13 protein-coding genes are annotated in these 13,591 nt (G+C 50.3%); 1 reads left to right on the top strand and 12 read right to left on the bottom strand.

What is annotated here, in order from left to right; all coding sequences use genetic code 11:
• Positions 1 to 71: 71 nt before the first annotated feature.
• The gene (locus tag AC50YG_RS14480) at positions 72 to 1,451 is read right to left on the bottom strand and encodes a class I SAM-dependent rRNA methyltransferase (RefSeq protein WP_494827645.1); all 1,380 of its coding nucleotides are present in this window, start codon (positions 1,449 to 1,451) and stop codon (positions 72 to 74) included.
• A 103-nt stretch (positions 1,452 to 1,554) separates the two neighbouring features.
• Between AC50YG_RS14480 and AC50YG_RS14475 the strand changes: the two genes are divergently transcribed.
• The gene (locus tag AC50YG_RS14475) at positions 1,555 to 2,529 is read left to right on the top strand and encodes a Na/Pi cotransporter family protein (protein ID WP_494827643.1); all 975 of its coding nucleotides are present in this window, start codon (positions 1,555 to 1,557) and stop codon (positions 2,527 to 2,529) included.
• A gap of 22 nt (positions 2,530 to 2,551) precedes the next feature.
• On the opposite strand, the gene AC50YG_RS14470 is transcribed toward AC50YG_RS14475, so the two are convergent.
• The 11 genes from AC50YG_RS14470 to AC50YG_RS14420 all read right to left on the bottom strand — a co-directional run bounded on the left by AC50YG_RS14470 (position 2,552) and on the right by AC50YG_RS14420 (position 13,524).
• Positions 2,552 to 2,983: an NUDIX hydrolase gene (locus AC50YG_RS14470; protein WP_473757784.1), complete on the bottom strand. Its 432-nt coding sequence runs from the start codon at positions 2,981 to 2,983 to the stop codon at positions 2,552 to 2,554.
• 110 nt (positions 2,984 to 3,093) lie between these two features.
• Positions 3,094 to 4,524: a tRNA (N(6)-L-threonylcarbamoyladenosine(37)-C(2))-methylthiotransferase MtaB gene (mtaB, locus tag AC50YG_RS14465; protein ID WP_494827640.1), complete on the bottom strand. Its 1,431-nt coding sequence runs from the start codon at positions 4,522 to 4,524 to the stop codon at positions 3,094 to 3,096.
• A gap of 4 nt (positions 4,525 to 4,528) precedes the next feature.
• Positions 4,529 to 5,308: an RsmE family RNA methyltransferase gene (locus tag AC50YG_RS14460; protein ID WP_494827786.1), complete on the bottom strand. Its 780-nt coding sequence runs from the start codon at positions 5,306 to 5,308 to the stop codon at positions 4,529 to 4,531.
• Positions 5,309 to 5,539: 231 nt separating this feature from the next.
• Positions 5,540 to 6,214 carry a site-2 protease family protein gene (locus AC50YG_RS14455; RefSeq protein ID WP_473757786.1) on the bottom strand — a complete coding sequence of 225 codons (675 nt, stop codon included), beginning with the start codon at positions 6,212 to 6,214 and terminating at the stop codon, positions 5,540 to 5,542.
• Positions 6,211 to 7,209: a 50S ribosomal protein L11 methyltransferase gene (prmA, locus tag AC50YG_RS14450; protein ID WP_473757787.1), complete on the bottom strand. Its 999-nt coding sequence runs from the start codon at positions 7,207 to 7,209 to the stop codon at positions 6,211 to 6,213. Before prmA ends, AC50YG_RS14455 begins: the two co-directional genes overlap by 4 nt.
• A 213-nt stretch (positions 7,210 to 7,422) precedes the next feature.
• Positions 7,423 to 7,617, bottom strand: coding sequence for a hypothetical protein (locus AC50YG_RS14445; RefSeq protein ID WP_473757788.1), 195 nt, complete (start codon positions 7,615 to 7,617; stop codon positions 7,423 to 7,425).
• A gap of 133 nt (positions 7,618 to 7,750) precedes the next feature.
• The gene (gene dnaJ, locus AC50YG_RS14440; protein WP_494827639.1) at positions 7,751 to 8,878 is read right to left on the bottom strand and encodes a molecular chaperone DnaJ; all 1,128 of its coding nucleotides are present in this window, start codon (positions 8,876 to 8,878) and stop codon (positions 7,751 to 7,753) included.
• Between the two features lie 360 nt (positions 8,879 to 9,238).
• The gene (gene dnaK, locus AC50YG_RS14435) at positions 9,239 to 11,065 is read right to left on the bottom strand and encodes a molecular chaperone DnaK (protein ID WP_341278430.1); all 1,827 of its coding nucleotides are present in this window, start codon (positions 11,063 to 11,065) and stop codon (positions 9,239 to 9,241) included.
• A 64-nt stretch (positions 11,066 to 11,129) separates the two neighbouring features.
• Positions 11,130 to 11,702 carry a nucleotide exchange factor GrpE gene (gene grpE / locus AC50YG_RS14430; protein WP_494827637.1) on the bottom strand — a complete coding sequence of 191 codons (573 nt, stop codon included), beginning with the start codon at positions 11,700 to 11,702 and terminating at the stop codon, positions 11,130 to 11,132.
• Positions 11,703 to 11,724: 22 nt separating this feature from the next.
• Positions 11,725 to 12,750, bottom strand: a complete 1,026-nt coding sequence (gene hrcA / locus AC50YG_RS14425; protein WP_046229934.1) for a heat-inducible transcriptional repressor HrcA — start codon at positions 12,748 to 12,750, stop codon at positions 11,725 to 11,727.
• A 294-nt stretch (positions 12,751 to 13,044) separates the two neighbouring features.
• Positions 13,045 to 13,524: an N-acetyltransferase gene (locus AC50YG_RS14420; RefSeq protein WP_081418578.1), complete on the bottom strand. Its 480-nt coding sequence runs from the start codon at positions 13,522 to 13,524 to the stop codon at positions 13,045 to 13,047.
• Positions 13,525 to 13,591 lie beyond the last annotated feature (67 nt).

The following is a 13,591-nucleotide window of genomic DNA, read 5'->3' as shown; positions in this document are numbered from 1 at the left end:
CGTTCTTAAATATTTGGCAAAAAAACCTCTTGAACGAGCAAAAAGCATACTCGCCGTTCAAGAGGTTTCCGTTATTTGCTGCGCACCTCAAAGATGGCAAATTTCAAGTAATGCCCTTCTGTTACGCCAAGCAGCTGCGGATGATCCTTGCCTGCCGCCCGCCATTCCACGAGCCGGAGCAGCTTGCCTGCATCAGCTGCGGCCTCCTGGATCGTCTCCAGAAACAAATCAGGACGCATATGGTAGGAGCAGCTCGCCGTTACCAAATAGCCGCCTTCATTCACCAGCTTCATGCCATGCAAGTTAATATCTTTATAGCCGCGGACAGCACCTGCTACCGCATTTTTTGTTTTGGCGAACGCCGGAGGGTCCAAAATGACAACGTCCCAGGTTTGGCCGCCGCCGCTGATCGGCTTGGACGTATCCGTGCCTGCACGGCTGCGCTCCAGACGCTCCTCTAGCCCCTTCGTTTGCAATCTCAAGTAATCAAAAGCATCGGTTACAACAAATTGTACGCGATCGGTAAAGCCGTTGCGTTCCACATTGCGGCGCGCCGTATCAATGGCATGCTCGGAAATGTCCAAGCAGGTCACTTTCTTCGCACCGTATTTACAGGCGTGCAAGGTAAAGCTGCCCGTATGCGCAAAGCATTCCAGCACCGTAGCACCGTCCCAGTAGGGGAAGGTGACCTCTTTGCCATTTGCATTGACTGGAACGAGTTCCCCTGTTGTCTCTGCACTCGCGCTGCTGTCCTCGACAGGCTTCGGCATTAGCTTAATGCCGCTGCGCAGGCCCCAGCCCTTCATCAGCGGAGCGATGGAGGCGCGATTTTCACGCTGATCATAGAAATAGCCTGTCTTCTGGCCCTCCACAATATCAACCTCAAGCTTAAGCCCATTTTCTTCGATTTCCAAAATCGCCGGGCATTCCCCGTACAGCACGCCTGTACGCTTCTCTAAGCCCTCCAGCTGTCTAACGCCGACATCACTGCGCTCATAGATGCCGCGCGGCTCAAACACCTGGATAAGCGCTTTAATGATCGCATCGCGGTGAATGTCCATACCGAGTGTCAGCAATTGGATGACTAGCACATCATTAAAGCGGTCAACGGTCAGGCCTGGCAAAAAATCAGCTTCTCCGTATACGAGCCTGCAATCCTGATCCGGCACAAAACGGCTGCGGTGCTCCTTCGCCTGCTGGAAACGCTCGTGGAAAAACGCAGCATCCATTGCCTCCAGCGGCTTATACGAAATAATACGCACCGTAATTTGCGATTTAGGATTCCAATAGCCCGTTGCCAGATAACGTCCTTGGTGACTGACTACGTCAACCAAGCCACCCGGCTCTGCGGTGCCTTCCATTTTATCAATCTCGCTTGCATATACCCATGGGTGGCCCTGCTCCAAACGTTTTTTGCGCCCGCGCTGCAGCGCTATCCTTGCTCTCGTCATTATGGCAAAACCAACCTCTCTCATGCTTGTCATGCTTGTCTTGTTTGCTGCATATATGTATGGGTACATCTGTCACTCGTTTTTAGAAAAGGAGATTCAGCCCATGCTTCATTCTATTATTTTGCCGATTGTGATCGGCTTTGCATTATTCTTGAGCGGCATGAAGCTGATGGAGCTGGCGCTGCATCGCCTTGCCGGCACACAATTGAATCGTATTTTGCAGCGGTTTACCGCTACGCCCATTCACGGACTGGCGGCTGGCGCCATCTCTACTGCTTTTCTTCAGAGCAGCACAGCCGTTACCGTCATCTCTATAGGCCTCGTCAATGCCGGGCTGCTCACCTTTCGGCGAACGCTCGGCATCATTCTTGGCACCAACATCGGTACCTGCCTGACGACGGAGCTGCTTGGGCTGAGCCTTGAGCGTCTCACAATGCCGCTGCTCATTCTCTCCGTCTCCGCCTGGCTGCTGACCGCACTGCTCGGCGAGCTGCAGCTTATTCCCGCCTTAAGGACGGGCGGCTGGCTAAGCACGATTCGTTCCGCCTCCGTTGCTACGCTCGGCTTTGGCATTTTGCTCGCCGGCATGGCGATGATGCAAAGCGTCGGCCCGGACATTCAGCAAAGCGCCATGTTTGACTGGTTTATGAGCAAAACGGCGGACAGCCTCTGGTGGGGGCTGGCCGCCGGTGCGGTGCTAACCGCAGCCGTGCATAGCAGCACGGCTGTCATTGCCATTATTATGGGTTTTGCGGCAATCGGAGCGATGCCGCTAGAGGTTGGCATTGCCGTTGTACTAGGCGCAAACGTTGGCACATGCGTCACAGCACTGCTCGCCTCCATTGGCGGATCGCGCGCGGGACAATTCGTTGCGCTCGCCCATATAACGTTGAATGTCGGTGGCGCGCTGCTTTTCATGCCGTTTGTTGGCCTGCTCGCTGAAATATCTGCTTGGCTGACCGCAGCTCCAGCAGCGCAAATTGCCCATGCGCAAACGCTGTTTAATATTTTCAGCTCGCTGCTTGCCCTGCCGCTTTGCTATTTGCCAGCACTGCGGCGGGCACCGCACCCAAACTAAACTTCCAACCCTGCACTATAAGCTATGTAAATGGTATGCCGAGGAGCTCTAATGCGCCGGAGACAATCCGATTGTTGTTGTCATAGCCGGATTGCTTCTGGCGTCTCCATGCATCAAGCGGCTCGAACCAATCCACTCCGCGAATTTCTTCTACTTGAGCTTGCAAATCGCCGCCGATGGCTTCAACCAGGTAATAGTGAACCTCTTTATCGACCGTACCATAGGTATCATGCTGGTACTGATATTTAATTTGGTCAATAGGTGCTACGATATTGCCCTGAAGCCCCGTTTCCTCAGCAATTTCCCGCAATGCGGTCTGCTCAACGGTTTCGCCTGTCTCCATCTTGCCTTTGGGAAGCGATACTTTGCCATAACGATCCTGAATAAGCTGAATTTGCAGCTTGCCTTCTTCCGTGCGGCGGTAGACGACGCCTCCTGCTGATATTTCCTTCACACCTGTTTCCCCCTTGCCTGATTGACATCATATCGCAATAGCGAAAATTCCAGCCGCTGCCTACTAGCGAAGCCAGCGACCGAAATCCGCGCACATTGAATGGCCTTTTGTTATGCTCTTAATGCTTCTGCATTTGTATGAACAGCAGCTTGCTGATCCTGCTCATTATCCAGCTCCAGCACAAAGCTGTGTGTCTCAGAGCCGCGAAGTGCCGACACTTCGCCTTCCAGCACTCGCACGAGCTGGCCACGGCATTCATTGACGCCAGCTTCGGTAACCTTAACGCGGCACAGCTTCCCGATTAATTCTTCGGAGCCGTTGAATACAACTTGAATGTAGTTGTCGGAATAGCCCATAACGAGTCCCGTTCCTGGAGCTCCCTTGTAGTCGCGCTCTGGAATAATATCAAGCACAGCGCCTACATACTTCTCTGCATAAGCAAGCTGCATGCGCTCGGACAAGTCGATCAGCTTGTGGACGCGTTCATTCTTAATTTCATCATCCACTTGATCTTCCATGCGCGCTGCCGGTGTACCCGTCCGTTTGGAGTACGGGAACACGTGCATTTCCGAGAAGCCCAGCTCCTCCATAAAGCGGAAGCCTTCCTCGAACATTTCATTCGTTTCGCCAGGGAATCCAACGATAACGTCCGTGGTAATGGCAACACCCGGCATAACCTCGCGGATACGCTTGATTTTCGCCGCGAATTCCTCGGTCGTATATTTGCGGCGCATCCGCTTCAGCACGGAGTTTTCGCCGGCCTGCAGTGGAATATGGAGATGACGGCACATTTTCGTAGAACGATTCAGCACATCAATCATCGCCTCATCGATCTGGCTTGCTTCAATCGAGCTGATACGGATACGCTCCAGCCCTTCGATATGATCCAGATCCCACAGCAAATCGCTCAGACGGTAGTTATCCAAATCGTCGCCATAGCCGCCAGTGTGAATGCCCGTAAGCACGATTTCCTTGTAGCCTGCCGTAACCAGCTGCTTCGCCTGCTCAACAACGCTATGCGCATCCCGGCTGCGGGACAAGCCTCGCGACCATGGAATGATGCAGAAGGTGCAGAAGTTGTTGCAGCCCTCCTGAATTTTCAGAAATGCCCGCGTGCGCTCGGCAAAATCAGGCACATCCAGCTCCTCGAATTCGCGCGTCTTCATAATGTTGCGAACAGCGTTGACTGGCTGGCGGTCCGCATGAATTTGATCGACAAATGTCATTATTTTCTCGCGATCCTGCGTACCGATAACAAGATCGACGCCGGGAATCGCCATAATTTCGGCTGGGGACGTCTGTGCGTAGCAGCCTGTTACCGCTATAACGGCATCCGGATTGCGGCGCACTGCGCGGCGAATGATTTGGCGGCTCTTCTTGTCGCCTGTATTGGTCACCGTACAGGTGTTGATTAAATAAACATCAGCGGTCGCTTCGAAATCGACCTGCTCGTAGCCTTCATTTTTGAAAAGCTGCCATATCGCTTCTGTGTCGTAAAAATTCACTTTGCAGCCTAATGTATAAAATGCAACCGATGGCATGTTGTTATACTCCTCCCATTTCTCCAGCTTCATACAGCAAGCATGTCAATCCGACGATACCTGCGGTTTCCGTCCGCAGTATCCTTTTGCCGAGGCCGACAATAATGGCTCCTGCTGCTTCTGCCTCATCTGCTTCACGCTCGGTAAAGCCGCCCTCCGGCCCCACCATAAGCAATACGCTCGGAGCGGAAGTATCGTTTCCCCTGTTAGAGCGCCAGCTAGATAGCGCCTGCCTAATGCCCACGCCTTCCGCTGCATCGCCTTCTCGTTCGTAACAAAACAAAACTAAATCATAGGAAGCAATCGATTTGACCAGCTCGCGCCAGCTTCGTACCAGCTCTACAGCCGGTACGCGGCAGCGATGCGACTGCTCCGCCGCTTCCTTGGCGATTTTGCCCCAGCGCTCCAGACGCTTTGCTTCCTTCTTGCCGTCATATTGCACAATCATGCGCTCCGACTGGAACGGGACAAACGAATAGGCGCCAATTTCGGTGCCCTTCTGGATGACCAGCTCCATCTTGTCGCCCTTCGGCAAGCTTTGAGCAATCGTAACAAGCCAGCTCGGCTCGCTATTTTGGGGAAGCTCCTCTGCAATATCCGCCACAACTTCGGTGGACGACGCTTCACGCACCGAAGCAAGCACGACCCGCTGCTCGCCGTCGCTTGCTATAAACGTATCGCCTGCCTTCATCCGCATGACGCGCACAGCGTGGAAAGCATCCTCGCCAAGCAAGCGGACCTCATCATCTGCAAACTGCTCTTTCGCTATAAAATACCGCTGCATATTGTCTACATAACCATCCTTCATAATAGCATGTTTTCATGTCGAAAATCCATGACCAAACCGTGCCAAACAAGGTGAAACGGCAGGCGCCATCCTTTGGCAGCGCAGCGCGTTTCAATCCGAGAAATATAAGCCCATTTATATGTGTCAAACTTATAAATTCTTATATTTCAAGGTGAAACGGCTGCCCTTCGCCCTTTGGCGGCGCAGCGCGTTTCAATCCGAGAAATATTAAATAAACAGTCCGCCGATCAGTCCCATAAAATTGGCTGCCAATTCCTGCGAAAAATTAAGAATCGGGCTAATGGTCACCGCGCGAAGCGGTGGAATAAACAACAGCAGCAGGAAAATAATAATGCCCCATTGCATGTTCTGCTCCATTTTATAGCCGACTTTAAGCGGTACGAGATTTTGAATGATCCGGTAACCGTCAAGCGGCGGCAATGGAATCAAATTGAAAATAAACAGCAAAAAGTTAAGCGAAATGAAATAAGAGAAAAATACTTGCAAAGCATCCTGTACACCAATGGAGCCCATATGGTACAGTCCCGACTTGATGCTGATATAATAAAGAATAATGCCAAGCAGTCCGAGCACAAAGTTGCTAAGCGGACCTGCCGCTGTCACAATAACGCCCATTAAGCGCGGATGCTTAAAGCGATTTTGGTTTACCGGTACAGGCTTGGCCCAGCCAAAGCCTGCAAGCAAAATTAAAATCATCCCCAGCACATCCAAATGAACGCGCGGATTCAGCGTTACCCTGCCGGCATCATAGGCTGTATTGTCACCGAACTTGTACGCCGTGTAAGCATGCGCAAACTCGTGAACGGTGAAAGCAATAATCAGCACAAGCACAGCAAACGGCAATTCAGCGGTCGGATAAGCAAACCATCCTTCCATACTCATTGCGTTACCTGCGGCTTGCGTGCTACGAATACAACCCAGTCTTCATCGCGGCGTATTTCCTCCACGGTAAAGCCGGCTTTCACAAGCCCTTGCTCCACAAGCTCTTCCTTGTTTTTATAAATGCCGGAGGAAATATACAGCCCGCCCGGCTTCAGCGCCTGATAAACCTCATCAATAAACAGCAAAATAATTTCAGCTAAAATATTTGCAACGACCAGATCGACTGGCACCGAGACCGTCGTGGACTCATTTGAACCAACAGATCCGCGTGCCCCTTTGCCGCCTAATACGCCAAGCAGATCGCTGAGCTTAACCTCGACTTGCTCCTCCAGCCCGTTCAGACGCACATTTTCCGTCGCACTTGTGACAGCAATTGGATCGAGATCAAGCGCAAGCACACGGCTGGCACCCAATCTGCAAGCCCCAATCGCCAAAATGCCTGAGCCTGTACCAACATCAATGATTTCCTCGCCGCCCTTAATGACGGATTCCAGCGTCTGCAGGCAGAGGGAGGTTGTTGGATGTGTACCTGTCCCAAAGGCCATGCCCGGGTCAAGCTCAATAATTTTCTCATTCGGCGCAGCCTCGTACTCTTCCCACGTCGGCTTTATAGTCAGTGTTTCCGATACTTTAAGCGGCTTGAAATATTGCTTCCATGCCGTTGCCCAGTCCTCTTCATCTACCATTTGCGAAGTAATTTCATAATCGCCTGGATCAATGCCGAATTCACGCAGCTGTTCGATCGGTGCTACAAGCTCTGCTTTCAAAGCGGCGATATCTGTACCTTCCGAAAAATACCCCTTTATAACGGCATGTCCTTCCGGAATATCATTCAGCGGTGTCTCATACCACTGACCGAGGGACGTGTCCCGTTCTTTGTTCAGCGTGCCGGATTCTTCAATGGAAACCCCGTCTGCATCCCGTTCATGCAAAAAGTTAGAAATCATCTCAATCGCTTGCTCCGTCGTCGAGATTGTAAGTTCATGCCATTTCATTTGCTTCTACGCCTCCAGTGTGAAAAACTAACATCTATTGTACACCAATCCGCATTGATGCACAAAATATGTATTTGAAAATGTGATAAACCTGCTATTTTACAGCCTTTCCAGCTATTAAATCATCTTTTGCGCATAGCAAAAAGAGAGGGCAGGCTGCTTTCCCCTGTCCTCTCCGCCTGCAAATGCCAGTGCTGGCTTTACATGGCCCGTTTACATCAATAGCTCCATACTTCCGCCTGCATCCTCAATTAGGCGCAGTGCCCTGTCCTTGACATGCTCTTCAAGCGTCGCGGTAAGTGCCGTACTGTCTGCCTGTCCATCTACACGAAGCGCCTGCAGCTTGCGCAGCGCTCCCTGTGCCGCCTCAGAATGTTCAAATACAGCACGTACGTGTTGATCAGCCATAATGGGCCAAGCCTCCTTCTTCGTATAGATAAGCGGCATTCCACCGCCCCGCTTCCTACTTCGATAGAATGGAAAACCAGCGCCATTATTATTCATTTTTTCGCAAGCTTTCAGAAAAAAAGACGATCCGCGCTTATTCGCCGCGGAACGCCTTTTTCATCCGATCAAAAATCGATTCGTGATTTTCTGCCGTTTCTGTCGGAACTGAGCCTGTAACGCCGCCAAACTGGCGAAGCAGCTCTTTCTGATCATCCGTCAGCTTCTGTGGCGTAACGACCGTTACTTTAACATGCTGGTCGCCCTGTCCATATCCGCGCAGCTTCGGAACGCCTTTGCCTTTTAGGCGGAAATACGTGCCCGTTTGTGTGCCGGCTGGAATTTTCAGCTTGATTTTCTCCGTCAGCGTCGGAATTTCGATTTCATCACCGAGTGCTGCCTGTACGAAGGAAAGAGGAACCTCGCAATAAATATCGTCGTTTTCACGCTCGAAAAATTCATGTGCTCTGACGCGAATAACGATGTACAAATCGCCCGCAGGACCGCCGCGTTGGCCAGCTTCACCTTCGCCGGACAAACGGATTTGTGCGCCTTCATCAACGCCGGCTGGGATTTTCACAGTAATTTTGCGCTGCTTTTTCACTTTGCCTGCGCCATGACAAGTTCCGCATTTGTCTTTGATTACGCGGCCTGTTCCGCTACAGTTGGAGCAAGCACGACGATTAACCATTCGGCCAAACGGCGTATTTTGCACAACCTCCTGCTGACCAGTACCGCTACATACCGAGCAAGTGTCCGGCTTCGTTCCTGGTTTCGCTCCAGAGCCTGTGCAAGTATCACAAGTCTCGGTACGGGGAATCGTAATTTCCGTTTCCTTGCCGAATACCGCTTCCTTGAAATCAATCGTCATCGTATATTGCAAATCGCTGCCGCGCTGTGGCGCATTCGGATCACGACGGCCACCGCCTCCGCCAAAGAACATATCAAAAATATCGCCAAAGCCACCGCCGTCGAAACCGCCAGCTCCGCCGCCCATGCCCTGATTCGGGTCAACATGCCCGTATCGGTCGTAGGTTGAGCGTTTGCCATCGTCACTCAGCACGTCGTAAGCTTCCTTAACTTCCTTAAATTGCGTTTCGGCATCAGCTGCCTTGTTGACGTCCGGATGATACTTTCGCGCGAGCTGACGGTACGATTTCTTAATGTCATCCGCTGAAGCGTCTTTACCTACACCCAGAACCTCATAATAATCTCTTTTTGACAAACGGTATCACCTCCGCCCATAAATGTGTTGGATAAGCTGGGACAAATGACTTTTATGTGCGCCGTGGTCGCCACTGCGAGAAAAGTTGGACTTCCGGCCGCTGTTGTTTTCTGATTTCTTTAATTATTCCTCGTCGAGGACGAAATCCGAAAACAAAGGCGGACGTTACCACTCTCTCCAGTTCCAACCTTTCTCTCCGTTACTCCCATGCTTCATATATTTCCTTCGTTCAACTTATCCTTTTAAAAAAAGTATAGCTTCGTCTCAACTTCTCGTCGAAGCTTTTTTTATATACTTTAATCATGGAACAAGGTCAAAGACAGGGGAAGCCCTGTCTTTGACCTCTTCCGCGCTACAAGCTTAGTTTTTGTCGTCAACTACTTCGTAGTCAGCGTCAACCACATTGTCTTTGCCTTTTGCTTCCGGCTGCTCGCCTTCTGCGCCCGGCTGTCCAGCCGCTTGCTCATACAGCTTCACGGATAGCTGCTGTACAATTTCAGTCAGCTCATCAGAAGCTGCTTTAATTTCCTCCAGGTTGTCGGTTGCAAGCGAAGCCGTTACCTTTTCTTTCGCAACGTTTGCTTTTTCGATTTCTTCTGGAGCTACTTTATCGCCAAGATCTTTAATTGTTTTGTCTACCGAGTATACGAGTTGGTCAGCGTTGTTTTTCGCTTCTACCAGCTCACGGCGTTTGCGGTCTTCTTCCGCATTCAGCTCGGCATCCTTCATCATTTGTTCAATTTCCGCGTCGCTTAGGCCGCTGGAAGAAGTGATTGTGATTTTTTGGCTTTTGCCTGTGCCTTTATCCAGTGCAGATACGTTAACGATACCGTTCGCATCGATGTCAAAAGTAACTTCAATTTGCGGTACGCCGCGAGGTGCAAGAGGAATATCGCTCAGGGTGAAACGGCCCAGCGTTTTGTTGCCCGCTGCCATTTCGCGCTCGCCCTGCAGGACGTGAATTTCAACGCCAGGCTGATTGTCAGCATACGTCGAATACACTTGCGATTTGCTTGTTGGAATCGTTGTGTTGCGGTCAATCATCTTCGTGAAGACGCCGCCTGCTGTTTCGATACCAAGGGAAAGCGGAGTAACGTCAAGCAATACAACGTCTTTAACGTCGCCAGTCAATACGCCTGCTTGAACAGCTGCGCCTAAAGCAACAACCTCATCCGGGTTAACGCCTTTGTGCGGATCTTTGCCGATCAGCTTTTTAACGGCTTCTTGTACGGCAGGAATACGCGTTGAACCACCAACAAGAACAACTTTGTCGATTTGGCTTGCGGACAGGCCGGAATCGCTCAGCGCTTGACGAGTTGGTTTCAGCGTACGCTCTACGAGGTCAGCTGCCAGCTCTTCAAATTTTGCGCGAGTCAGGTTCGTTTCCATATGCTGAGGAACGCCATCTACCATCGTAATAAACGGCAGCGAAATCGTTGTCGACATAACGCCGGACAGTTCTTTTTTCGCTTTTTCAGCAGCATCTTTCAGACGTTGTACAGCCGCTTTATCTTTGGAAAGGTCTGCGCCTTGCTCTTTTTTGAATTCAGCTACAAGGTGATCGATAATGACTTGGTCAAAATCGTCGCCGCCCAGCTTGTTGTCGCCGCTTGTTGCTTTAACTTCGAAGAAGCCATCGCCAAGCTCAAGGATCGATACGTCAAATGTACCGCCGCCAAGGTCATAAACGAGGATCGTTTGATCTTCTGTTTTCTCAAGGCCGTAAGCAAGAGCTGCTGCTGTCGGCTCGTTGACGATACGAAGAACTTCCAGACCTGCGATTTTACCAGCATCTTTCGTTGCTTGACGCTGGCTGTCATTGAAGTAGGCAGGAACCGTAATAACGGCTTGCGTTACGGTTTGACCTAAGTATGCTTCTGCATCAGACTTCAGCTTTTGCAAAATGATTGCGGAAATTTCTTGTGGCGAATAATCTTTGCCATCAATGCTTTCCTTATGGTTTGTACCAATATGGCGCTTGATCGAAATAATCGTGCGGTCAGGGTTAGTGATCGCTTGGCGCTTCGCGCTTTCGCCGACGATACGCTCGCCGTCTTTTTTGAAACCAACGACCGAAGGGGTTGTACGGCTGCCCTCTGGGTTAGGAATAACGACAGCTTCGCCGCCCTCCATTACTGCAACGCAAGAGTTTGTTGTACCAAGGTCGATACCGATTACTTTACTCATCGTGAATTTCCTCCTTATAATGGTTCTTCATTCCATACATTCTATTATCAAAGGAAAATATCGGTTAGCCGCTCACTTTAACCATTGCCGGACGGAGAACCTTCTCCTTCAGCATGTAGCCTTTTTGAACTTCCTCCACAATAATTCCTTCTTCATATTCATCGGATTCCACCGTCATAATCGCCTGATGGAAGTCAGGGTTAAAAGCTTCTCCAACGACATTCATCGCCGTGAGACCTTCCTGCTCCAGCGTTTGTGTCAATTGGCGGAAAATCATGTCTACGCCTTTCGCAAGCGCCTCTACGTCACCATTAACGGAAACAGCAGCTGTAGCCCGATCGAAGTTGTCGACAACCGGCAGCAGCTCTGTAACGAGCTTCATCGACGCATAACGCGCCAGTTCTTCTCTTTCCTTAGTGGAACGACGACGGAAATTGTCAAAGTCCGCTTGTGTGCGAAGGTAGCGCTGCTGGCTCTCTTCAAGCTGCTTCTCAAGCTCTGCATAACGCGTATCAACTGCTTCAGCTTCATTTTGCCCAGCTTCAGCTGTTTCTTGCGATTCGACAGTCTCGTCTGCCACTAGCTCCTCAACCACATCATTTTGTTGCTCTTTACTCACCCTATTCACCTCCTTCAAATGCCGCTAAAGCATGGCTTCATCATTTATACCAACGGGCCAAAAATGCAGCCATATCTTTAGAAATCATATCTACCAAACTCATTACCTTGCCATACTCCATCCGCGTGGGACCAAGGATGCCGATTGTACCGAGCGGCTGCCCGTCAACCGAATAAGAAGCAGTAATCAAGCTGCAGCTGGCAATCGCCAGATTATCATTTTCCGTCCCGATGCGCACTTGTATGCCTGAAGGCAAGGAGGAAAACATTTTCATCACGGCTGGCGTTTCTTCCAGCAAATCCAAAATCGTTTTTACCTTGTCAACATCTTTGAATTCCGGCTGCGTCAGCATGTTCGTCGTTCCACTTAGGAACAGGCGATGATCGTTATCAGGCTGCAGCGCCTGATCCAGTACGCTCAGCACTTCCTCGCAATGATCGACGTAACGCTCAAGTTCCTGACCGACCTCAAGATAAAGCTTTGATTTCAAGCGGACTAACGGAATGCCGACAAGCTTCGTATTCAAAATATGAACGACCTTCTCCAGCTCCTCCATCTTCACCTCAGACGGCAGCGTAATCGTGCGATTCTCGACGCGCCCTGTATTGGTGACAATGATGGCGACCGCAGAACGCTCATCCAGCGGCACGAGGCTGAAATGCTTCAGCGATGTATTGAACAGCTCCGGGCCCAGCAAAATCGACGTGTAGTTCGTCAGGCTGGACAATATCGATGCTGCATGCTGAATAACCTGCTCCATCTGGCTCATCTGCTCGGTGAAAAAAGAACGAACCTTCGTCATATCCGCATCGTTCAACTCTTCCATCCGCATCAGATGATCGACGTAATAGCGATAGCCTTTAGTAGAAGGAATCCGGCCTGCCGACGTATGCGGCTGCTCCAGAAAACCAAGCTCCTCCAAATCCGCCATTTCATTACGAATGGTAGCTGGGCTGAAGCCAACATCACCGCGCTTAGAAATACTGCGTGAACCGACCGGCTCAGCCGAGCGGATATAATCATCTACGATAGCTGTTAAAATCATTCGCTGTCTATCCGTCAACATGCGCATTCCCTCCAAGTCATCGGCTTTGTCATTAGCACTCGTCTTGATTGAGTGCTAATCGTTAATACAAAAATACCAAACCCGCTTGAGCATTGTCAAGTGAGTTTGGCATTTTTAGTTAGCCTATTTTATTTTTAGCCACTTGTTTAGGCCAATTATCCAGCTTGCGTTTACATACACGTCCTAGTTCCTTCATAACTCGTAAAAAAACCCGATAAAAAAAGAATATTCCCATTTTGGAAATATTCTTTTTCATCAGGCTTGCATGAAAGCATTAATATGATTTAAAAACCCTTACTCCAGCACTTTCAAAACGGCGATTTCATCGCAAGCATTCTGCTTCGGACAGTTGACGCAATCGGTCCATACCTTTTCTGGAAAGATTTCTTTATCTACGACCGTAAACCCATTCCGCAGAAAAAAAGCGACCTCATACGTCAGCGCCATTACCTTCGTAATGCCCTGTTCCTTCGCCGCAGCAAGCAAGCCGTCTACGAGCTTGCTGCCAATGCCCAGACCCTTGTAACCATCCGACATGCCAAGTGACCGGATCTCTACCAAATTATCGCCGAGCTTCGTCAGCGAGCCGCAGCCGACAACCTGGTCGCCTACTTCCGCTACAATAAAAGAATTTATCGAATACTCAAGCATATACCGGGTACGGGGCAGCATGATCCCTTTCTCTGCATAGCCTTGAATTAAATCAAACAATACGTCAACATCATCTTTGGTTGCTTTTCTGCACACTGCCTGCAAGCTGTCCATTAGTTTCATGCTGCTCCCCCCATCCGGTGCTTGTTTCATCACCATATACCTATCATTGAATAAATATACAACATCG

Source organism: Paenibacillus sp. J31R34, from assembly GCF_059383715.1.
The sequence above is the reverse complement of the archived record's forward strand: the minus strand, read 5'-3'. Positions and strand labels throughout refer to the sequence as shown.

Bases quoted from the DNA above. Each gene is read 5' to 3' on its own strand.
- AC50YG_RS14480 (WP_494827645.1), bottom strand. From the start codon at position 1,451: ATGACGAGAGCAAGGATAGCGCTGCAGCGCGGGCGCAAAAAACGTTTG.
- AC50YG_RS14475 (WP_494827643.1), top strand. From the start codon at position 1,555: ATGCTTCATTCTATTATTTTGCCGATTGTGATCGGCTTTGCATTATTC.
- mtaB (WP_494827640.1), bottom strand. From the start codon at position 4,524: ATGCCATCGGTTGCATTTTATACATTAGGCTGCAAAGTGAATTTTTAC.
- AC50YG_RS14460 (WP_494827786.1), bottom strand. From the start codon at position 5,308: ATGCAGCGGTATTTTATAGCGAAAGAGCAGTTTGCAGATGATGAGGTC.
- AC50YG_RS14455 (WP_473757786.1), bottom strand. From the start codon at position 6,214: ATGAGTATGGAAGGATGGTTTGCTTATCCGACCGCTGAATTGCCGTTT.
- prmA (WP_473757787.1), bottom strand. From the start codon at position 7,209: ATGAAATGGCATGAACTTACAATCTCGACGACGGAGCAAGCGATTGAG.
- AC50YG_RS14445 (WP_473757788.1), bottom strand. From the start codon at position 7,617: ATGGCTGATCAACACGTACGTGCTGTATTTGAACATTCTGAGGCGGCA.
- dnaK (WP_341278430.1), bottom strand. From the start codon at position 11,065: ATGAGTAAAGTAATCGGTATCGACCTTGGTACAACAAACTCTTGCGTT.
- hrcA (WP_046229934.1), bottom strand. From the start codon at position 12,750: ATGTTGACGGATAGACAGCGAATGATTTTAACAGCTATCGTAGATGAT.
- AC50YG_RS14420 (WP_081418578.1), bottom strand. From the start codon at position 13,524: ATGAAACTAATGGACAGCTTGCAGGCAGTGTGCAGAAAAGCAACCAAA.